The following is a 19,295-nucleotide window of genomic DNA, read 5'->3' as shown; positions in this document are numbered from 1 at the left end:
TCACCCCGGCGGACCCGCCGCGGTCCGGTGGTGCGAGACTGGCCCCATGCCAGTGCTCGACCCGAACCCCCAGAACGGCCAGAAGAAGATGCTGATCGTCTTCGGCTCGTTCTTCGCCATCTTCGTGCTCATCGCCATCATCGCGACCATCGCGTCCCCCTGATCCCGCCCGTCGGCCGCCATGGTGGGGCTAGCCCCACCATCCCCTAGGGGGTCAGGGTCAGGGTCAAGTGGGTGGGTCACCGGATGGGCCGGCGGGCGCGGATTCCGTAGTTTCGAGATGTGGCCGCGACAGGCGGACCACCGACCACTCGAAGACCCGCGGAGGCGAGCATGTCGGCCCGTACGCACACCCGGCCCCACCCGGCGACCATGGGCGGCGTCGACATCCGGCTGCCCTGGTGGGCCCTCGCCCTGCCCGCGATCGCCTTCGTCTCCCTGCTGATACTGATACTCAACCCGTCGGACGCCCAGGCGGCCACCGGCGACCCGGCCCTCACCCACCTCGTCGAACGGGCGCAGCAGCTGATCGCCCGCTAGGGCCTGCCCGACAGGCGGTGGGACACCTTCCGCCCGTAAATCCGCATGTCAACTCCCTGCGCCCCATGGCCTGTTTCATGCGAAGCTGGGTGTCATGAGCGTCGCAGAACCCCGCAGGATTGTCCTCTTCCGGCATGCGAAAGCCGACTGGCCACAAGTGAACGACCATGAGCGGCCGCTCGCCGAGCGGGGCCGCATGGACGCCGCAGTCGCCGGCCGCAAGCTGGCCGACACCGGCCTCCACCTCGATCTGGCCCTGTGCTCAACCGCCGTCCGGACCCGCGAGACCTGGAAGCTCGCCGTCCACGAGTTCCCGGAGCGGCCGAAAACCATCTATGAGGAGCGGGTCTACGAGGCCTCGCCCGGTGAGCTGATCGCCGTGCTCAACGAAGTCGACGACGACACGCAGAGCGCGATCATGATCGGCCACAACCCGGGCATCCACGGACTCGCCGACATCCTGGCCGCCGCCGACGAGAACGACGCCCGCGAACGGATGAACCGCCGCGGCTTCCCCGCCGCCGCCTTCGCCGTTCTGACCTTCACCGGCTCCTGGAAGAGCCTGGAACCGGGCACGGCCACACTCATCGACTACTGGGCTCCCTCCGAGTGACACCCCGCCCATGAGCGACGGCACACGGGAGAGGGCCCGGCACCGGGACGGTGCCGGGCCCTCCCGCGTACGCGGCACGCCCAGGGCGGCTCGGGACGGCTCAGCCCTCGTCGTGCGTGTCCGCCGCCTCGACCTCTTCGCGGGTGACGCCCAGCAGATACAGGACCGTGTCCAGGAAGGGCACGTTCACCGCGGTGTGCGCGGCCTCACGGACGACCGGCTTGGCGTTGAAGGCCACGCCCAGTCCCGCCGCGTTCAGCATGTCCAGGTCGTTGGCGCCGTCGCCGATCGCCACCGTCTGGGACAGCGGGACACCGGCCTCGGCGGCGAACCGGCGCAGCAGCCGGGCCTTGCCCGCCCGGTCCACGATCTCGCCGGTGACCCGGCCCGTCAGCCTGCCGTCGACGATCTCCAGCGTGTTGGCCTGGGCGAAGTCCAGCCCGAGCCGCTCCTTCAGATCGTCGGTGACCTGCGTGAAGCCACCCGAGACGACACCGACTTGGTAGCCGAGCCGCTTCAGCGTCCGGATCAGGGTGCGGGCCCCCGGAGTCAGCCGCACCTCGGCCCGCACCTTCTGCACCACCGAGGCGTCCAGGCCCTGAAGCAGGGCCACGCGCGCGTGCAGCGACTGCTCGAAGTCCAGCTCCCCGCGCATCGCGGCCGCCGTCACCTCGGCGACCTTGTCCTCGCAGCCGGCGTGCGCGGCGAAGAGCTCGATCACCTCGTCCTGGATCAGCGTGGAGTCCACGTCCATCACCACCAGGCGCTGCGCCCGCCGGTGCAGCCCCGCCGCGACGACCGCGACGTCCACGCCGAGCGCCGCCGCGTCGGTGACCAGGGCGGTGCGCAGCGGCTCGGTCTCCGTACCGGACACCGCGAACTCCACCGCCGTCACCGGATACTTGGCGAGCCGGAAGATACGGTCGATGTTGCCGCCGGTCTTGGCGATCCGGGCCGCGATCGCGGCGGTCGACTCGGCGGTGAGGGGGTGCCCGAGGACGGTCACCAGGGAGCGCCCGAGGCCACGCGGACGGTTGTCGCCGCGACCGGAGATGATCTCCGCCTGCATCTTCATCGACTCGGCCCAGCTGTGCACGGTGGCCCGCAGATCGCCCTCCAGACCGGGGGGCGGCTGCGTCACGAGCGCGCACAGCACCAGGCGGCCACGCGTGACGACCTGCTCGATGTCGACCACGTCGACATAGAAGGCGGCAAGGGTGTCGAAGAGGCCGGCCGTGATGCCCGGCCTGTCCTTGCCGAAGATCTTGACGAGGAGGGTGGGGTCCTCAGAGGTCTGTGAGGCGGAGGTCTGCGAAGCGCTCATGGTGTATCCACCGTATCCGGCACCCAGTGCCTTCCGCCCACGCGGTCCGCCCAGCGGACAGGGAACAGTGGGTGTCGCTCCGGTTGCCGGATCCCGACCGGCGGGCCACAACCGGCTCCTCCAGCGTACGGCTCACCCAGCCCGCGGCCCGCGCGAGTACGCAGCTCAGGGGCCTCACGGCCGCCCTTTCCGCTTCCCCCGCGGAGGCAGCGGAGGCGGTGGGGAAGACGGCGGGGGCGGAGGCGGAGGCGGGCCGACCGGCCGGGCGATGGTGGGGGAGCCGTATACATCGCCTACATCGCCGGACGCCGACTCCTCTCCAGGACCGTATGCACCCTTCGCGTCCTCCGGTTCCCGCAACCCCTCCGGGATCCGCAGATACGGGTTGGTATCCGGGTTCGGCGGACGGTACGGCGTGCCGGGGGCGTAGGGCCCCGACGACCCGGCCCGGCCCGGAGAGCCGGAAGGCCGCGCGTGCCCGACGAGCCCGGGACCGGCACCAGCATCAGCACCGGAACCGGCACCAGTACCGGCCCCCGCACCCCCACCCGCGGCGTCACCCAGTGCCAGCACCGCCGCCCCCCGCCCCGCCGCCCCGAACGCCAGGGCCAGCAGGGCCCCCGCGGCCCCCGCCGCCGCGCCCCACGCGGCCCCGAGCAGCAGGGCCATGCCCAGATGGCCGTGCAGCTGGACCCCGGCGCCGAACGCGTCGAACCCCAGCACGGACAGCGAGGCGTCCACGGAGACGTCGGCCAGCCAGGCCAGCAGCGGCAGTGTCAGCGCGGTGGCGACGCCCAGCCGCAGCGCACACCGCCCCACGAGACCGACCGCACCGGACCCGGCCTCCGCAGGCGTCCGCACCGCCGTCAGCACTCCCGCCAGCAGCAGCATCAGGGCCGCCGCGACCGCCAGCAGCCACACCCGTCCGTCCAGGTCGGCGAGGCGCCCCAGGGTCACCGACTGGCCGGAACCCGGGCCGAGGAGCTTGTCCAGCGGGTCGGGCAGCAGCCCCACCAGCGCGCCCGTCGCCCTGCCGTCCCACGGCACGAACAGACCGATCGGCACGCCGAGCCACACGCCGTTCGGCGCGCCGAGGAGCGCCGCGCCCGCGATCCGCGCCGGATGGTCGTCGCCGATCGCCGCGTACGCGGCCGCCGCGAGGCCCGCCCCGACGGCCACGAGGAGCACGGTGACGAGCGCCGACACCGCGGGCCGTACCACCCGGTGCACCGCCTCCCAGCCGCTCGGCAGCGGGGTGCGGCGCGAGGCGAGCAGCGCGATCAGCAGGGTTCCGGCGCACCAGCCGAGGCCGCCGAGCACCGTGGGCGCGGTGTCCACGGTGAAGCCGACCGCCGCCTTGGCGTGGATCAGGTCGCCGATCCGGTCGGGCAGCAGCCCGCCGATGTCCCCCAGGTCGCCGAGACCGGGGATGCTCACCCCACCGCCGCCTCCGCCTCCGCCGCCCGCACCCGGCAGCTGGTCGAGCCCGAGCGAGCCGCCGTCGATGGTGATGACGTCGTGCCCCGCCCAGGCCAGCCCGCCGAGCATCGCCACGAACAGCGCCAGCACCGCGCCCGCGCGCGCGAGGAGTTCGGCGGGGGCGATCACAACTCCGGCCGTGCGCAGGGACCGTAGGAAGAACCACGACAGCAGCAGGGCACCGACCAGGCTCACCCCGAGTGGCGTGATCTCTATGGCGGTGTGCGCCTGAGCGCCCTTCAGGCCGAACGCCGACACATCGCCGGACGGAGAGACCGAACCACCGGCCCCCAGGGCCACGACAGCCGCGGTCATCGGGCCCAGCGAGCCCGCCGTGTCCGCCCGCAGGAGGTGCAGCCCGAGCGCGGCCGTACCCGCCATCCCTATCAACGCCCAGCTGACGGCGGCGATCGCCGACAGCAGGATGTCGCCCCACGGCAGCCTCGTGCCGTGTCGCGCGGTCTCGACTCCCGTGGCAGAGCTCATGGCAGACCCCCCGATCCGCGGCGCGGCCGGCGGCCGCTGTGTCCCCCTCGCGGTGGATTACCACTCTCCGGGCCGGTTTCAACCCCGTCAACGGGATGAGTTGAAGCGCTCTCCGGCGCTCTTCGCAAGGCCCGACTTTCGGTCAGAGGGTGGAGCCTGAAATAGTTCCCCACGATGTTCGACATCCCTAGACTCCCTGTGTTGGGGGTAATTCGGGGGACAACTCAGTGGGGCATGGAGTGCCGGAACTCGTACTGGAATCAAACGGACGGACCTGGACGCTCGATGCGTCCCGGACCTATACCCTCGGACGCGATCCGCAGGGGGACATCGTGTTCGACGACGCCAGGGTCTCCTGGCGTCACGCCACGGTCAGCTTCAACGGCCGCAGTTGGGTGATCGAGGATCACGGCAGCACCAACGGCACGTTCGTGCAGGGCCAGCGGATCCCGCAGCAGACGGAGATCGGCCCGGGCTCGGCGGTGCACCTCGGCAACGCGACCGACGGACCGCGCCTGAACCTCTCCGGCGCCGCGGCGGCGGTCGCGCAGCCGCAGCAGCAGCCGTACGCGGCCCAGGGCGCGGGCCCCGGCTGGGCCCAGCAGGCCCCGCCGCAGCAGACGCCCCAGCCGCAGCCCGCGCAGGCCGGCTGGCAGCAGTCGCAGCAGGCCCCGCCGGCTCCGCAGCAGATTCCGCAGCAGCAGAGCGGTGGTGGCGCGGGGGCACCGCCGGTCTACGGCGACCGCAGCCCGACCACGTTCCACCAGTTCTCCCTGGGCCGTGTGATGCGCATCGGCCGTGCGCTGGAGAACGAGCTGGTCGTCTCCGACCTCCAGGTCTCGCGTCACCACGCGGAGTTCCACGCCACGCCCGACGGCCGCTTCGAGATCCGCGACCTGGGCTCGCACAACGGCACGTACGTCAACGGCCAGCCGATCGCCAAGGGCGGCTCGGCGGTGCTCGGCCCGAACGACATCGTCGGCGTCGGCCACTCCACCTTCCGCATCGTCGGCGACCGCCTCGAGGAGTTCGTCGACACCGGTGAGGTCTCCTTCTCGGCCCGCCACCTGACCGTGACGGTCGACGGCGGCAAGCAGATCCTGAAGGACGTCTCCTTCGGCGTCCCGGAGAAGTCCCTGATCGCGGTCATCGGCCCGTCCGGCTCCGGCAAGTCCACCCTCCTGAAGGCGCTCACCGGCTACCGGCCCGCCAACCAGGGCGAGGTCCTGTACGACAACCGGAACCTGTACAAGCAGTTCGCCGAGCTGCGCCAGCGCATCGGTCTGGTCCCGCAGGACGACATCCTGCACAAGGAGCTGACCGTCAAGAAGGCCCTCAAGTATGCGGCCAAGCTGCGCTTCCCGGCCGACACCACGGCCGCCGAGCGCGACGCCCGCATCGAGGAGGTGCTGCGCGAGCTCAAGCTGGACATCCACAAGGACAAGAAGATCACCTCCCTCTCCGGTGGCCAGCGCAAGCGCGTCTCGGTGGCCCTGGAGCTGCTCACCAAGCCGTCCCTGATCTTCTTGGACGAGCCGACCTCCGGCCTCGACCCGGGCATGGACCGCGACGTCATGCAGTTGCTGCGCGGCCTCGCGGACGACGGCCGTACGGTCCTCGTCGTCACCCACTCGGTGGCCGAGCTGGCGCTGTGCGACAAGCTGCTGGTGATGGCGCCGGGCGGCGCGGTCGCCTACTTCGGCCCGCCCGAGGAGGCGCTGAACTTCTTCGGCTACGACACCTGGGCCGATGTCTTCTCCGCCTTCGAGAACTACCGCGACTACGACTGGGCGGGCCGCTGGAAGGGCTCGCAGCACTACCAGATGTACGCCGCGGACATCGACGCCGTCGCCCCGCAGTCCGTACCCATGCCTCCGCCACAGGCGATGAAGCCGCCCAAGCCGCAGGCCTGGGGCTCTCAGCTGGTGACCCTGATCCGGCGGTACGTGGCGGTCATCGCCTCGGACAAGGGCTTCCTGGCGCTCTCGGTGATCCTGCCCGCGGTGCTCGGCGCGGTCAGCCTGCTCATCGACTCGGACAAGGGTCTGCTGGTCAACGCGGTGAACCCGAGGACGCACGTGCCCGTCCCGAACGGCACGGCGACCACGGTCCTGCTGATCCTCGCCGTGGGCGCCTGCTTCGCGGGTGCGGCGAACTCCGTGCGTGAGCTGATCAAGGAACGGGTCATCTACGAGCGGGAGCGGGCGACCGGCCTGTCCCGGTCGGCGTACCTGATGTCCAAGGTGGTCGTGCTGGGCGCGGTCACCGTGCTTCAGGGACTGATGGTCGGCCTGATCGGCTTCTCCAGCCGGGAGATCCCCGACCAGGGCCTCGTCCTGGGCGGCTCCACGCTGTTCGAGCTGTGCCTGCCGATCATGGCGCTCGGCTTCACCTCGATGATGTTCGGCCTGGTCATCTCCTCGCTGGTGAAGACCGCCGAGAAGACCATGCCGCTGCTGGTCATGTTCGCGATCATCCAGGTCGTGTTCACCGGCTGCCTGTTCACGCTGCACGGCACGCTCGGCGTCAACGAGTTCTCGTACCTGATGCCGTCCCGCTGGGCGGTGGCCGCCGCCGGCACCACGCTGGACTTCAACAACATCGCCCCGAACGCCGACGACCCGACCAACACGGACCCGCTGTGGGACCACCAGGCCTCCGCCTGGGGCATGGACATGTTCGCCCTGATCGCCCTGGGTGTGCTCTGCGGCTTCCTGGTGGCGCGCTTCCTGCGCCGCCACGAGCCCGAGGTCATGCGCAAGTAACCGGGCCCGGCCCGTACGACGACGAAGGGCGGCACCCCGCAACGGGGTGCCGCCCTTTTCGTCCACTGCGATCTGAAGAGGTCCGCGCCGACCTCAGTACGCGCTGTTGACGTTGTCCATCGAGCCGTACTTGTCGGCCGCGTAGTTGCAGGCGGCGGTGATGTTGGCGACCGGGTCGTAGATGTTCCACGAGGTGCCGGCCACGTGGTACGCGGCGAAGGTCGGCGGGATGACCTGGAGCAGGCCCTTCGACGGGATGCCGTTGACGGCGTTGACGTCCCAGTCGTTGATGGCGCGGGGGTTGCCGGAGGACTCCCGGATGATGTTGCGGTGCAGGCCGCTGTAGCTGCCCGGGATGCCCTTGGACTTCATGATGTCCAGGGACTGCCGGATCCAGCCGTCCAGGTTGTTGGCGTAGCTCTTCGCGGCGACCGGCTTGACGGCGGGGCGCGCGGCGGACCGGCCGGCGGCCGCCTGCACGGCGTGTGCCTCGGCGGCGCGCTGCTGAGCGGCCTTCTTGACGGCGGCAGCGGCGGCGGTCTTCTTCGCCGCGGCGGTGGCTGCCTTCTTCGCCGCCGTGTCCAGCGCGGCCTGCTTCTTCGCCGTGATGGCCTCGACCTTCACGGTCTGGGTGGCGAGCTGGTCGGTGACAGCGCCCTTGACGTCCTGGATCCGCTCGGAGCTGTAGGCGACGTGGGGCGCGGACGCCGGGGCGCCCGTCGTGATCGTCTTCGCGCTGCTCGGAACCGCCGAGAAGGCGATGGCGGCGGCACCGAGGGTGGAGACGCCGGCGATGGCGATCTTGCGGTGCTTGGTCAGGGCCGGACTGAGACGACGGATCTGGAAGTTCTGGGGCATGTCTTAGGACCTCTTCGAATTGCGCGGAGGTCGCTCTGGGCTGGCGGGGATTCGGTTCCGTTTCCCGCACGAACGCCGCGGGCGGAACCCACGGCGCTGAGCGACGGAGGCAATTCTTAGCGGCCGCAAAACGGACAGGCAAAGGTGTGACGTACGACCCTGCATAGTGGATCGGGGAGGGGCAAAACGGGACAGACTGGAACGTCTGCCCCGTTCACGGACGGACCCTTTATCTCCTATGTCCGTTCGTACGTGATGTGCGCCCTATGTGCGGGCTCACATCGGCCTCATGGCTTCTTCACCAACCGTTGCGCAAGCAATGCTCTGCGTGAGGGCTCTCCGCCGGGAGAATGAGGTGCACGTCGCCGAACTCGTGCCACAGGTAGCGGCCCCCCAACGCCTCCTCGTAACCGCGGTCGATCGCCGCCCGCCCCGCCACCGCCTCCAGCATCAGCAGATGCGAGGCCTCCGGTTCGTGCAGCCCGGTCAGCAGCCCCTCGACGACCCGCACCCCGCGCTCGGGCGTGACCACCAGATCGCTCCACCCCCGCGCCGCCCGCACCACCCCGTCCGGACCGGCCGCCGACTCCACGGCCCGCACCGCCGTCGTCCCGACCGCGATGACCCGCCCCTCGCCGCCCCGGACGGCGTTGATCAGCCGCGCCGACGCCTCCGGCACCACGAACCGCTCCGGATACGGCGGCTCGTGCGCCTCCGCCGACGCCACCCCCGTGTGCAGCGTGATCGGCGCGAACCGCACCCCCCGGCTCACCAGCTCCGTCACCAGCCGCGCAGTGAAGGGCCGCGCGGCACTCGGCATCTCCGCGCTGCCCGCCCCGTCGTCCGACGGCAGCGCGAACACCGTCTGGTACGCGGACAGCGGCTGGTCCCGCTCCGTGTAGGAGTAGCGGATGGGCCGCCCGTGCTCCCGCAGCACCCGAAGGACCTCCGCACCGTCCGGCCGCGCCCACCACAGCCGCTCACCGCGCCCGCTCAGCGGCTCCTCGAACACCAGCCGCGCCCCGCCCGCCAACCTCACCTCTGTGCCCGCGGGCCCGCCCGCACGTGCGCGTGTAGTACCCGCCCCGTCCGGACTCCGCAGCTCGACCGCCCACCGCCCGTCGTCCCCGCGCGTGGAGAAGTGCACCACCACGCGCGCGTGCCCGATCCGCCCGTCCACCGCGGCGGCCAGCGTGGGCGAGGTGTTCACCACCAGCAGGTCCCCGGCCCGCAGCAGCCGCGGCAGCTCGGCGAACACGTGGTGCGTCACCTCGGTGCCGCGCGAGACCAGCAGCCGTACGGCATCCCGGTCGAGGCCGGGCCCCCGCTGCTCGGCCGGCACCCGCGCCGACAGCTCCTTCGGAACCCGCACCGCGGTGGTCATCGCCCCTCCACCAGAGCCGGCGCCGCATACCGCCCGCTCGCCGGCCGCTCGTCCAGCAGCCGCAGGAACGCCGGTACGACACTGGCGGGCGCCGGCCGCGGATCGTCGTCGCCCGGTACGGCCGCCGCGTACAGATCCGTCGCCATGTCCCCGGGATCGACCGCCCACACCCGCAGCCCGGGCTCCTCCACGCCGAGCACCGCCACCAGCTGGTCCAGAGCCGCCTTCGACGCCCCGTAGCCGCCCCACGTCTCGTACGCCTCCGCGGCCGCGTCCGAGCTGACCGCGATCACCGTGCCCGCCGCCGACTCCCGCAGCAGCGGCAGCGCCTCCTGGACCAGGCCCAGCGCGGCGACCACGTTCACCTCCAGGGCGCGCCGCAGCCCCTCCAGCGGCAGCCGCTCCAGCCGCGGCAGCGGCTCGGCGCCCAGCGCGCTCGCGTTGCTCACCAGCAGGTCGACACCGCCCAGCTCGACCGCCGCACCCACCAGCTCGGCCCGGTGCCCGGCGTCCACGACGTCCCCCGCCAGCGTCTCCACCCGTGTGCCGTGCCCGGCCACCGCCTCGGCCACCGCGCCGAGCGCCTCGGCACCCCGGGCGTCCAGCACCAGATCCCAGCCCCGCGCGGCCAGCGCCTCGGCGAGCGCCCGCCCCAGACCCTTCGAGGCCCCCGTGATGATCCCTACCGGCATGACAACCGTCCCCTCGTTCTCGGCCGCCTCCATCGGCGGTGGCCTCAACGTAGGAACGGCACGGTCCCGGCCGCCTCGGACGCGGGCCCCAACCCGGCGGGTCCCTTCGCCCTACGCCACCGGTCCGGGACCCGCGGCCTAGGCCGCGGGCCTACGCCGCCCGCCCTAGGCCCACCGGCCCGGCGGATGCCGCCCTCGGTCCCATCCGCGCTGTCACACCCCGCCGGTACCGTGAGGACATGAGTCAAGGCCCCAGGTCCGGCCTCGCCGCGGTGAGCTCCGCGCTGCTGGCCATGAGCAGGCATCTAGAGGTGCGGGACGTCCTCAAGACGATCGTCGCCTCGGCCCGCGAGCTGCTCGACGCGCAGTACGCCGCCCTGGGCGTCCCGGACGACCACGGCGGCTTCGCCCAGTTCGTCGTCGACGGCGTCAGCGAGGCCCAGTGGAAGGCCATCGGCCCGCTCCCGCGCCGGCACGGCATCCTCGCCGCGATGCTGGACGAGGCCCGCCCCGAACGCCTCGCCGACGTGCGCAAGGACCCGCGCTTCGAGGGCTGGCCGTCCGCGCACCCCGAGATGTCCGACTTCCTGGGCCTGCCGATCAAGGACGGCGACGAGGTCATCGGCGCGCTGTTCCTGGCGAACAAGAACTGCCCCAAGCCCGAGGGCAGCTGCGGCTTCACCCAAGAGGACGAGCAACTGCTCGCCATCCTCGCCCAGCACGCCGCGATCGCCCTCACCAACGCCCGCCTCTACGAACGCAGCCGCGAACTGACCATCGCCGAGGAACGCTCCCGCCTCGCGCACGAGCTGCACGACGCGGTCAGCCAGAAGCTGTTCTCCCTGCGCCTGACCGCCCAGGCGGCGGCCGCACTCGTCGACCGCGACCCGGGCCGCGCCAAGGGCGAGCTGCACCAGGTGGCGGCGCTCGCCGCCGAGGCCGCCGACGAACTGCGCGCCGCCGTCGTGGAGTTGCGGCCCGCGGCCCTCGACGAGGACGGCCTGGTCGCCACCCTGCGCACCCAGACACAGGTCCTCGACCGCGCCCACAGCGCCCGCGTGACGTTCGCCGCCCGCAGTTTCCGCGCCCTGCCCGCCGCCCAGGAGGAGGCCATGCTGCGCGTCGCCCAGGAAGCCCTGCACAACGCCCTGCGGCACTCCGGGGCCGAGCACGTCGACGTGACCGTGGACCGGCGCGGCGGCGGAGCCGTCCTGCGCGTCACCGACGACGGTCACGGCTTCGACCCGCAAACCGTCCGCCGCGCGGGCCGCCACCTCGGCCTGGTCTCCATGCGGGACCGGGCGAGCGGCGTCGGCGGCAGACTCACCGTGGAATCGGCGCCCGGCAAGGGCACCGCGATCGAGATGGAGGTTCCCGGTGGCTGACGCGATCAGGGTGCTGCTCGTCGACGACCACCAGGTCGTCCGCCGGGGCCTGCGCACCTTCCTGGAGGTCCAGGACGACATCGAGGTGGTGGGCGAGGCGGCCGACGGCGCCGAGGGAGTCGACCGCGCCGAGGAACTGCGGCCCGACATCGTCCTGATGGACGTGAAGATGCCGGGCATGGACGGCGTCGACGCGCTGCGCAGGCTCCGCGAACTCGCCAACCCCGCGCGCGTGCTGATCGTCACCAGCTTCACCGAACAGCGCACGGTGGTGCCGGCCCTGCGCGCGGGTGCCGCCGGATACGTGTACAAGGACGTCGACCCCGACGCGCTCGCCGGCGCCATCCGCTCCGTCCACGCCGGCCACATCCTCCTCCAGCCGGAGGTCGCCGACGTCCTGCTGTCCCAGGAGGCCAACTCCGGCCAGGGCAGGGGAGGCTCGCTCACCGAACGGGAGCGCGAGGTGCTCGGCCTCATAGCCGACGGCCGCTCCAACCGGGAGATCGCCCGCGCCCTGGTCCTCTCCGAGAAGACCGTCAAGACGCACGTTTCGAACATCCTGATGAAACTCGACCTGGCGGACCGCACGCAGGCGGCGTTGTGGGCGGTACGTCATGGTGTGACGGGCTGAGATTCATACCATCGCGGGAATGTCACTCCGGCGGCGCATCCTCCGGCGATCTCCGGCGTTCTCCAGTGCGTGCTGCGGCGACTGCCACGGTGCTCACCAAGGAGGGGTTGAAGAAGTGAAGAACCTGAAGAAGGCAGCGGCCGTGACGATGGTGGCCGGTGGTCTGATCGCCGCCGGTGCCGGCATGGCCTCCGCCACCACCGGCGGCGCCTGGGCGGGCGGCGAGGCCAAGGGTTCGCCGGGCGTCGTCTCCGGCAACGTCATCCAGGCCCCGGTGCACGTCCCGGTGAACGCGGTGGGCAACAGCGTGAACGTCATCGGCGCGCTGAACCCGGCCTTCGGCAACCTGGGCGTCAACCACTGACCCCGGCCGACCCAGACCCAGGCCTCCCGAGTGCACCGGGGGGCCTGTCAGGGTTGGTGATTACAGCCCGTCCGGCGTTTGAGGACGAGGCCGTCCAGGCCGATACGGGGGTCTGGGGGCAGAGCCCCCCAGCAACGGACGCGCACCCCCACGCACCCGCACCCGAGCGGTCACCGAACCCCCCGCTCCCGCTCCTCCACAACGGAGTTGTACGCCGCGACCTGCGCGCGCCGAGCCGTCCGCTCAACAGGCCGCAGCGCCTCCCCCCGCGCCGCCATCTCAGCGGAGCTCACCGCACCCCCGTGCCCGTTGTCATAAGCGAGGGACACCAGCAACCCCACCCGCTGCGCCAGCTCCAGCACCCGCACCGCCCGCGGCGGATACCCCGGCGCCAACACCTCCCGCCCCCGCTCGGCGCGAGCCCGGTACGCGTCGATCGCCGCCTCCGCCACCGGGCCCGACCCGGCGACGTCCAGCCGCGACAGCAGCTCGGTCGCGTCCCGCAGGGCCTCCGCCAGCTCCCGCTCGGCCTCACCCAGCGACGGCACATCGGCCGGCGGAGCCTCCCGCACGGGAAGCACGTGCCAGACCACCTCGACATGCACATCACCGGCCGGCCCGGCCTCGTACACCTCCGGCACCAGCCCGAGAGCGGCGCCGTGCCCGATCACCGCCTCCTCCGACTCCAGAGCCCGCGCATTGAACTCCGGCGGCCCGCTCAGCCCCAGCGGATGCCCGGGCCGAGGCAGCGCGACCCGCAGCCCGGTCGCCCCCAGCGCCCGCAGCCGCCCCAGCGCGAGCGTGAGACCGACCGGCGCCGACTCGCCCGGCAACCCCTCCACCCGGTGGACGGCGTCCTCCCCGACGATGGCGAGCACGGCGTCATCAGGTGAGACAAATCCAGCCAAAAGGGCATTTCCCCAAGCGGCGAGTCGTCCTGCACGTGGTTCCGAGAGCATGCCCCCACCCTAAGGACCGGACCGATGGATTGGAGCGCCGCACTCGTGGCGTAGATTTCATGTGGGCTGCGCCCACCGGCGCGGCGGACCGAGCCACAGGCGTACGCGACAGCCGAGACCGGCCACACTGCAAGGGGAGACAACGCGCTCATGAGCGATGTTCTGGAGCTTCAGGACGTATCCGTGGTCCGCGAGGGCCGGGCTCTGGTGGACCAGGTCTCCTGGTCGGTCAAGGAGGGCGAGCGCTGGGTCATCCTCGGCCCCAACGGCGCCGGCAAGACCACTCTCCTGAACGTCGCCTCCAGCTACCTCTTCCCCAGCAAGGGCACCGCCACCATCCTCGGCGAGAGCCTCGGCAAGCCCGGCACCGACGTCTTCGAGCTGCGCCCCCGCATCGGCATGGCCGGCATCGCCATGGCCGAGAAGCTCCCCAAGCGCCAGACAGTCCTCCAGACCGTGCTGACCGCCGCGTACGGCATGACGGCCGGCTGGCAGGAGGAGTACGACGAGATCGACGAGCAGCGCGCCCGCGCCTTCCTCGACCGCCTCGGCATGAGCGACTACCTCGAGCGCCGCTTCGGCAGCCTCTCCGAGGGCGAACGCAAGCGCACCCTCATCGCCCGCGCCCTGATGACCGACCCCGAACTGCTGCTCCTCGACGAGCCCGCCGCCGGTCTCGACCTCGGCGGCCGCGAGGACCTGGTCCGCCGCCTCGGCCGCCTCGCCCGCGACCCCATCGCCCCCTCGATGATCATGGTGACCCACCATGTCGAGGAAATCGCCCCCGGCTTCACCCACGTCCTCATGATCCGCCAGGGCAAGGTCCTCGCCGCGGGCCCGCTGGAGCTCGAACTCAGCTCCCGCAACCTCTCCCTCTGCTTCGGCCTCCCGCTCGTCGTCGAGCAGGTCGGCGACCGCTGGACCGCCCAGGGGCTGCCCCTGTCCTGACTTCGTGCGCCCTGTGCGCGGCAGACCGGCGGCCCTACCATGACCATGTGAACGACATCGACGCATGGGTGTGGTGGCTCGTCGGCGCGGCAGCGCTCGGAATCCCGCTCGTGGTCACGGCGATGCCCGAGTTCGGCATGCTCGCCGTGGGCGCCGTCGCGGCCGCGATCGCCGCCGGCGTCGGCCTCGGAGTCGTGGTCCAGGTCCTCGCCTTCGTCATCGTCTCGATCGCTCTCATCGCCGTCGTACGGCCCATCGCCGCCCGGCACGGCAGACAGCTCCCCCGACTCGTCACGGGCATCGACGCGTTGAAGGGGAAGCAAGCCGTCGTCCTGGAGCGCGTCGACGGCTCCGGCGGACGCATCAAGCTCGCCGGAGAGGTGTGGTCCGCACGCTCCCTCCACTCCGAACGCGCCTACGACGTGGGCCAGGAGGTGGACGTCGTGGACATCGAAGGAGCCACCGCGATCGTCATCTGACCTCGCAGGACTCAACTGGACCGAACACCACACGAGTTACGCGACGGTCTGTCAGACTCGACCAGCAAGATCTTCAACAGCCGTAAGATCTTCCGAGGCGCCGAGGCGGAGAAGGGTACGGGGAACACGATGGAACCGGTCATCATCGTCCTGATCATTCTGGTGGTGTTGGTCTTCATCGCCCTGATCAAGACCATCCAGGTCATCCCACAGGCCAGCGCCGCCATCGTCGAGCGCTTCGGCCGCTACACGCGGACACTGAACGCGGGCCTCAACATCGTCGTCCCGTTCATCGACACCATCCGCAACCGCATCGACCTGCGTGAACAGGTCGTGCCCTTCCCGCCGCAGCCGGTGATCACCCAGGACAACCTGGTCGTGAACATCGACACCGTCATCTACTACCAGGTGACCGACGCCCGCGCGGCCACCTACGAGGTCGCCAGCTACATCCAGGCCATCGAACAGCTCACCGTCACCACACTCCGCAACATCATCGGCGGCATGGACCTCGAAAGGACCCTGACCTCCCGCGAGGAGATCAACGCGGCCCTGCGCGGCGTCCTCGACGAGGCCACCGGCAAGTGGGGCATCCGCGTCAACCGCGTCGAGCTCAAGGCCATCGAACCGCCCACCTCCATCCAGGACTCGATGGAGAAGCAGATGCGCGCCGACCGTGACAAGCGCGCCGCGATCCTCACCGCCGAAGGTACGCGCCAGGCCGCCATCCTCACCGCGGAGGGCGAGAAGCAGTCCCAGATCCTGCGCGCCGAGGGTGAGGCCAAGGCCGCCGCCCTGCGCGCCGAGGGCGAGGCACAGGCCGTCCGCACGGTCTTCGAGGCGATCCACGCCGGAGACCCGGACCAGAAGCTCCTCTCCTACCAGTACCTCCAGATGCTCCCGAAGATCGCCGAGGGCGACGCCAACAAGCTCTGGATCGTCCCCAGCGAAATCGGCGACGCCCTCAAGGGCCTGTCCGGCGCGATGGGCAACTTCGGCCCGCTGGCGGGCGGTTCCGGCGGCGGCTCCGGCAACGTCCCGGACCAGCGCCGCGAGAAGCCGTCGATCGACTGACCTGTGGCACACGTGAGTGGGGCCCGCCTTCTCCACGAAGGCGGGCCCCACTCACGTACCACCGCGACGGTCTAGGCCGCCGCCGCGCTCTGCGCCAGCCAATCGGGCAGCGCACCCAAGTCCTCCTGGCCCAGAGCCAGGAGCATCGCATCGGCCGGCGTCGGCTCGAACGGCAGCCGCAGCAGCGTCATACCCGCCTCGTCCGGCGTCCGGTTGGCCTTGCGGTGATTGTCCTCCGCGCACGCGGCGACCGTGTTCAGCCACGTGTCCTGCCCACCCTGCGCCCGCGGCACCACGTGGTCCACGGTCGTCGCCCGCCGGCCGCAGTACGCGCACCGGTGCCGGTCCCGTATCAGCACACCCCGCCTCGACCACGGAGCTTGTCTTCGGAACGGCACGCGTACGTACCTGCACAATCGGATCACCCGGGGCGCGGGTATGTCCACATCGGCGCCCCGCATGCGCAGTTCGGGGTGGGCCTGCTCGACGACGGCCTTGGCCTGGAGAACCAGCACGACGGCTCGGTTCAAGGTCACCGTCGACAACGGCTCGAAGCTAGCGTTCAGCACCAGCGTGTCACGCATCCAGCCCACCTCCCATGTGCACCGGCCCACCCCCCGGCGGGCTTGGATCAACTCTGGACGGGCGCGCCGAGATGGACAACGCAATAAAAAATGCCCGCCTCTGATCACTTCCAAGACCAGAGGCGGGCAAACGTTCCATGAACGCTGGGCTCAATCAGCCTTTTCCGGGGTTCTCGTACTCACCGATGAGCTGAGCACGCCCGATCGCGTGGAACCGCAGGTTGAAACCGACCACGGCGGGCGAAGCGTCGGAATCCGGACCGAGTTTCTCCTGGTCCACCGCGTACACCGTGAAGACGTACCGGTGCGGTCCGTCCCCGGGCGGGGGCGCGGCACCGCCGAAGTCCTTCGTCCCGTAGTCGTTCCGCGCGTGCACGGCACCCTCGGGCAGCCCCTCGAACTTGCCGCCGCCCGCACCCGCCGGCAACTCGGTCACCGAGGCCGGAATGTCGAACACGACCCAGTGCCAGAACCCGCTGCCCGTAGGGGCGTCGGGGTCGTAGCAGGTCACGGCGAAACTCTTGGTCCCGGACGGGAAGCCCTCCCACCGCAGCTGCGGAGAGGTGTTGCCGGCCGCGTGCACCTGAGCGTCCTTGAGCGTCGCGCCGTCCTGGACGTCCTCGCTCGTCACCGTGAACGACGGCACGGGCGGGTGGAAGTCATGGGGGAGCGGCCGCCTCTTGAGCTCGGTCACCTCGGTACCTCCTGAACGGTTCTGAAGTCAGTGACTCCGAGCCTAGATCCCTAGAACCAGTTGCGCTTGCTGCCGACCTCGGACAGCCACTGGTTGAGGTAGGCCGCCCAGTCGGTCCCCTGGTAGTCGTGCAGCCCCACCTGGAAGGACCGGTAGGTGTCGCTGCCCTCGCTGAACAACCCCGGCTTCTTGTCCATCTCCAGCACCACGTCCATGGCGTGCTCGTCGGCCACGAAGCTCAGCTCGACCTGGTTCAGGCCGCGGTACTGCGTCGGCGGGTGGAACTCGACCTCCTGGTAGAACGGCAGCCGCTGGCGCGTGCCCCGGATGTGGCCGCGCTCCATGTCCGCGTTCTTGAAGCGGAAGCCCAGCTGGATGAAGGCGTCCAGGATCGCCTTCTGCGCCGGCAGCGGGTGCACGTTGATCGGGTCGAGGTCACCCGAGTCCACCGCACGCGCGATCTCCAGCTCGGTCCGTACTCCGATGTGCATCCCGCGCAGCGACTGACCGTCGATCATCGTGATCGGCGTCTCCCACGGGATCTCCAGCCCGAACGGCACCGCGTGCACGGCCCCGGCCTGGAGCTCGAAGGCCCCGCCGAGCCGGAGCTTGGTGAACTCGATGTTCTGCTTGTACTCCTCGTCGCCGCTCTCCACCTCGACCTGCGCCTGCAGACCGACGGACAGACCCTCGATGTTCTGGTTCACGGACCCGCCCTGGATCCGCACCTCACCCTGGACGACACCACCGGGCACCACGTTGACCTCGGCCAGCTCCGTCTCGACCGAAGCCCCGCCGGCCCCGAGGCTCGCGAGCAGCTTCTTGAACGCCATGACTCTCCCTTTACGAACGGATCCTTGATCCCTAGAAACGCGATCGACGCGCGACCGGTTCCGCGCCCACACCCTGGCAAGCCGACAGAACCTTGACCAGCCCTTGGGATCCACCCGTCTGGACTACGCTCGTACGCCATGATCGCGCCCTCGGACCGTACGCCCCTGCCCAGGAAGTTCTTCGACCGGCCCGTCCTCGAGGTCGCGCCCGACCTACTGGGCCGCGTCCTCGTCCGTACGACGCCGGAGGGCCCGATCGCGGTGCGCCTTACGGAGGTCGAGGCATACGACGGTATGAACGACCCCGGCTCCCACGCCTATCGCGGCCGCACGGCCCGCAACGACGTGATGTTCGGTCCCCCCGGACATGTGTACGTCTACTTCACGTACGGCATGTGGTTCTGCATGAACCTGGTGTGCGGCCCCGAGGGCATCGCGAGCGCGGTCCTGCTGCGCGGCGGCGAGATCATCGAGGGCAAGGGGCTTGCCCGCAAGCGTCGACTCTCGGCCCGTAACGACAGGGAACTGGCCAAAGGCCCGGCCCGCCTCGCCACGGCCCTGGGCGTGGACCGCGCCCTCGACGGTACGGACGCCTGCGCCACGGGGGAGACGCCCCTGCGGATCCTGACCGGGACCCCTGTCCCCTCCGACCAGGTACGCAACGGCCCGCGCACCGGAGTCGCCGGCGACGGAGGGAACGGGGACATCCACCCCTGGCGCTTCTGGATCGCCGACGACCCGACCGTCAGCCCTTATCGGGCCCACGTGCCACGGCGCCGCTGAAGTTGACTCGCGTGGGCAGGGTGCGTAACGTAGCCCGAGCCGCTGAACCGGGTACGGCAATCGCCAGCAGCCGGAGCGGCCAACCCACTACCTACGATTCCCCTCTGCCGGGGACGTTTTCGGCGTGCCCGCACGCCCGAATTCGAACCCGCGGAACTCGATTATGAGTTCGCGAGGGAATCGGCTAACGTAGTGAATGTCGAAAGGCCGACGAGCGAAAGCGAGAAGGCCTAAGGCAAATCCCGCCGACTGGGAATCAGACGCCGAAAGGATCTGATAGAGTCGGAAACGCAAGACCGAAGGGAAGCGCCCGGAGGAAAGCCAGGAGAGAGTCTCTCGGGTGAGTACAAAGGAAGCGACCGTTCCTTGAGAACTCAACAGCGTGCCAAAAATCAACGCCAGATATGTTGATACCCCGTC

Annotated in this window: 20 protein-coding genes; 11 read left to right on the top strand and 9 right to left on the bottom strand. The window is 70.7% G+C overall.

From position 1 onward, the window contains the following. Nucleotides 1–46 precede the first annotated feature (46 nt). The 3 genes from ABZ915_RS42050 (at nt 47) to ABZ915_RS42040 (ending at nt 1,153) form a co-directional block, all read left to right on the top strand. Nucleotides 47–163 (top strand): SGM_5486 family transporter-associated protein, encoded by a 117-nt coding sequence (locus ABZ915_RS42050; protein WP_355934705.1) that lies wholly within the window; start codon nt 47–49, stop codon nt 161–163. A 170-nt stretch (nt 164–333) separates the two neighbouring features. After that, on the top strand, nt 334–540 hold the full coding sequence (locus tag ABZ915_RS42045; protein WP_361814529.1) for a hypothetical protein: 207 nt from the start codon (nt 334–336) through the stop codon (nt 538–540). A 94-nt stretch (nt 541–634) separates the two neighbouring features. Next, nucleotides 635–1,153 carry a histidine phosphatase family protein gene (locus ABZ915_RS42040; protein WP_361814526.1) on the top strand — a complete coding sequence of 173 codons (519 nt, stop codon included), beginning with the start codon at nt 635–637 and terminating at the stop codon, nt 1,151–1,153. Between the two features lie 100 nt (nt 1,154–1,253). On the opposite strand, the gene serB is transcribed toward ABZ915_RS42040, so the two are convergent. Then, on the bottom strand, nt 1,254–2,477 hold the full coding sequence (gene serB, locus ABZ915_RS42035) for a phosphoserine phosphatase SerB (RefSeq protein ID WP_361814523.1): 1,224 nt from the start codon (nt 2,475–2,477) through the stop codon (nt 1,254–1,256). A 174-nt stretch (nt 2,478–2,651) separates the two neighbouring features. After that, entirely contained in the window at nt 2,652–4,442 is a 1,791-nt protein-coding gene (locus tag ABZ915_RS42030) for a streptophobe family protein (RefSeq protein ID WP_361814520.1), read from the bottom strand. A gap of 239 nt (nt 4,443–4,681) precedes the next feature. On the opposite strand from ABZ915_RS42030, the gene ABZ915_RS42025 reads away from it, so the two are divergent. Next, entirely contained in the window at nt 4,682–7,207 is a 2,526-nt protein-coding gene (locus tag ABZ915_RS42025) for an FHA domain-containing protein (protein WP_361814517.1), read from the top strand. A 93-nt stretch (nt 7,208–7,300) separates the two neighbouring features. Here ABZ915_RS42025 and ABZ915_RS42020 read toward each other — a convergent pair whose 3' ends face one another. The 3 genes from ABZ915_RS42020 to ABZ915_RS42010 all read right to left on the bottom strand — a co-directional run bounded on the left by ABZ915_RS42020 (nt 7,301) and on the right by ABZ915_RS42010 (nt 10,141). Then, entirely contained in the window at nt 7,301–8,065 is a 765-nt protein-coding gene (locus ABZ915_RS42020; protein WP_361814514.1) for a transglycosylase SLT domain-containing protein, read from the bottom strand. Nucleotides 8,066–8,363: 298 nt separating this feature from the next. After that, a complete protein-coding gene (locus ABZ915_RS42015) occupies nt 8,364–9,449 on the bottom strand; it encodes an S-adenosylmethionine:tRNA ribosyltransferase-isomerase (RefSeq protein ID WP_361814511.1) in 1,086 nt (361 codons plus the stop codon). Beyond that, the gene (locus ABZ915_RS42010; protein WP_361814508.1) at nt 9,446–10,141 is read right to left on the bottom strand and encodes an SDR family NAD(P)-dependent oxidoreductase; all 696 of its coding nucleotides are present in this window, start codon (nt 10,139–10,141) and stop codon (nt 9,446–9,448) included. The genes ABZ915_RS42015 and ABZ915_RS42010 overlap by 4 nt, the downstream gene beginning before the upstream one ends. 239 nt (nt 10,142–10,380) lie before the next feature. Between ABZ915_RS42010 and ABZ915_RS42005 the strand changes: the two genes are divergently transcribed. The 3 genes from ABZ915_RS42005 to chpE all read left to right on the top strand — a co-directional run bounded on the left by ABZ915_RS42005 (nt 10,381) and on the right by chpE (nt 12,521). Then, the gene (locus tag ABZ915_RS42005) at nt 10,381–11,526 is read left to right on the top strand and encodes a GAF domain-containing sensor histidine kinase (protein WP_361814505.1); all 1,146 of its coding nucleotides are present in this window, start codon (nt 10,381–10,383) and stop codon (nt 11,524–11,526) included. Continuing rightward, the gene (locus ABZ915_RS42000) at nt 11,519–12,157 is read left to right on the top strand and encodes a response regulator transcription factor (protein WP_361814502.1); all 639 of its coding nucleotides are present in this window, start codon (nt 11,519–11,521) and stop codon (nt 12,155–12,157) included. The genes ABZ915_RS42005 and ABZ915_RS42000 overlap by 8 nt, the downstream gene beginning before the upstream one ends. Nucleotides 12,158–12,272: 115 nt before the next feature. Further along, nucleotides 12,273–12,521, top strand: a complete 249-nt coding sequence (gene chpE, locus ABZ915_RS41995) for a chaplin ChpE (RefSeq protein WP_361814499.1) — start codon at nt 12,273–12,275, stop codon at nt 12,519–12,521. Between the two features lie 170 nt (nt 12,522–12,691). Here chpE and ABZ915_RS41990 read toward each other — a convergent pair whose 3' ends face one another. Further along, nucleotides 12,692–13,480, bottom strand: coding sequence for a hypothetical protein (locus ABZ915_RS41990; RefSeq protein WP_361814496.1), 789 nt, complete (start codon nt 13,478–13,480; stop codon nt 12,692–12,694). 150 nt (nt 13,481–13,630) lie between these two features. Here ABZ915_RS41990 and ABZ915_RS41985 point away from each other — a divergent pair, with 150 nt between their 5' ends. The 3 genes from ABZ915_RS41985 to ABZ915_RS41975 all read left to right on the top strand — a co-directional run bounded on the left by ABZ915_RS41985 (nt 13,631) and on the right by ABZ915_RS41975 (nt 15,981). Continuing rightward, nucleotides 13,631–14,428, top strand: a complete 798-nt coding sequence (locus ABZ915_RS41985; RefSeq protein WP_361814493.1) for an ABC transporter ATP-binding protein — start codon at nt 13,631–13,633, stop codon at nt 14,426–14,428. Between the two features lie 47 nt (nt 14,429–14,475). Continuing rightward, a complete protein-coding gene (locus ABZ915_RS41980; RefSeq protein ID WP_361814490.1) occupies nt 14,476–14,907 on the top strand; it encodes an NfeD family protein in 432 nt (143 codons plus the stop codon). Between the two features lie 129 nt (nt 14,908–15,036). Further along, nucleotides 15,037–15,981 (top strand): SPFH domain-containing protein, encoded by a 945-nt coding sequence (locus ABZ915_RS41975; RefSeq protein WP_361814487.1) that lies wholly within the window; start codon nt 15,037–15,039, stop codon nt 15,979–15,981. Between the two features lie 71 nt (nt 15,982–16,052). Here the strand turns inward: ABZ915_RS41975 and ABZ915_RS41970 are convergent, their stop codons facing one another. The 3 genes from ABZ915_RS41970 to ABZ915_RS41960 all read right to left on the bottom strand — a co-directional run bounded on the left by ABZ915_RS41970 (nt 16,053) and on the right by ABZ915_RS41960 (nt 18,092). After that, nucleotides 16,053–16,565, bottom strand: a complete 513-nt coding sequence (locus ABZ915_RS41970) for an HNH endonuclease (RefSeq protein WP_361814484.1) — start codon at nt 16,563–16,565, stop codon at nt 16,053–16,055. Between the two features lie 154 nt (nt 16,566–16,719). Then, nucleotides 16,720–17,259 carry a YbhB/YbcL family Raf kinase inhibitor-like protein gene (locus ABZ915_RS41965; protein ID WP_361814481.1) on the bottom strand — a complete coding sequence of 180 codons (540 nt, stop codon included), beginning with the start codon at nt 17,257–17,259 and terminating at the stop codon, nt 16,720–16,722. A 50-nt stretch (nt 17,260–17,309) separates the two neighbouring features. Beyond that, nucleotides 17,310–18,092, bottom strand: a complete 783-nt coding sequence (locus tag ABZ915_RS41960; RefSeq protein ID WP_361814478.1) for a sporulation protein — start codon at nt 18,090–18,092, stop codon at nt 17,310–17,312. A gap of 138 nt (nt 18,093–18,230) precedes the next feature. Here ABZ915_RS41960 and ABZ915_RS41955 point away from each other — a divergent pair, with 138 nt between their 5' ends. Next, nucleotides 18,231–18,875: a DNA-3-methyladenine glycosylase gene (locus ABZ915_RS41955; protein ID WP_361814475.1), complete on the top strand. Its 645-nt coding sequence runs from the start codon at nt 18,231–18,233 to the stop codon at nt 18,873–18,875. The last annotated feature ends 420 nt before the right edge of the window (nt 18,876–19,295 follow it).

The sequence above is a fragment of the Streptomyces sp. NPDC046915 genome (assembly GCF_040644935.1).
In the GTDB taxonomy this organism is placed as follows: Bacteria; Actinomycetota; Actinomycetes; order Streptomycetales; family Streptomycetaceae; genus Streptomyces.
Note: the sequence above shows the minus strand (reverse complement) of the source record. Positions and strands in the feature narration are given on the sequence as shown.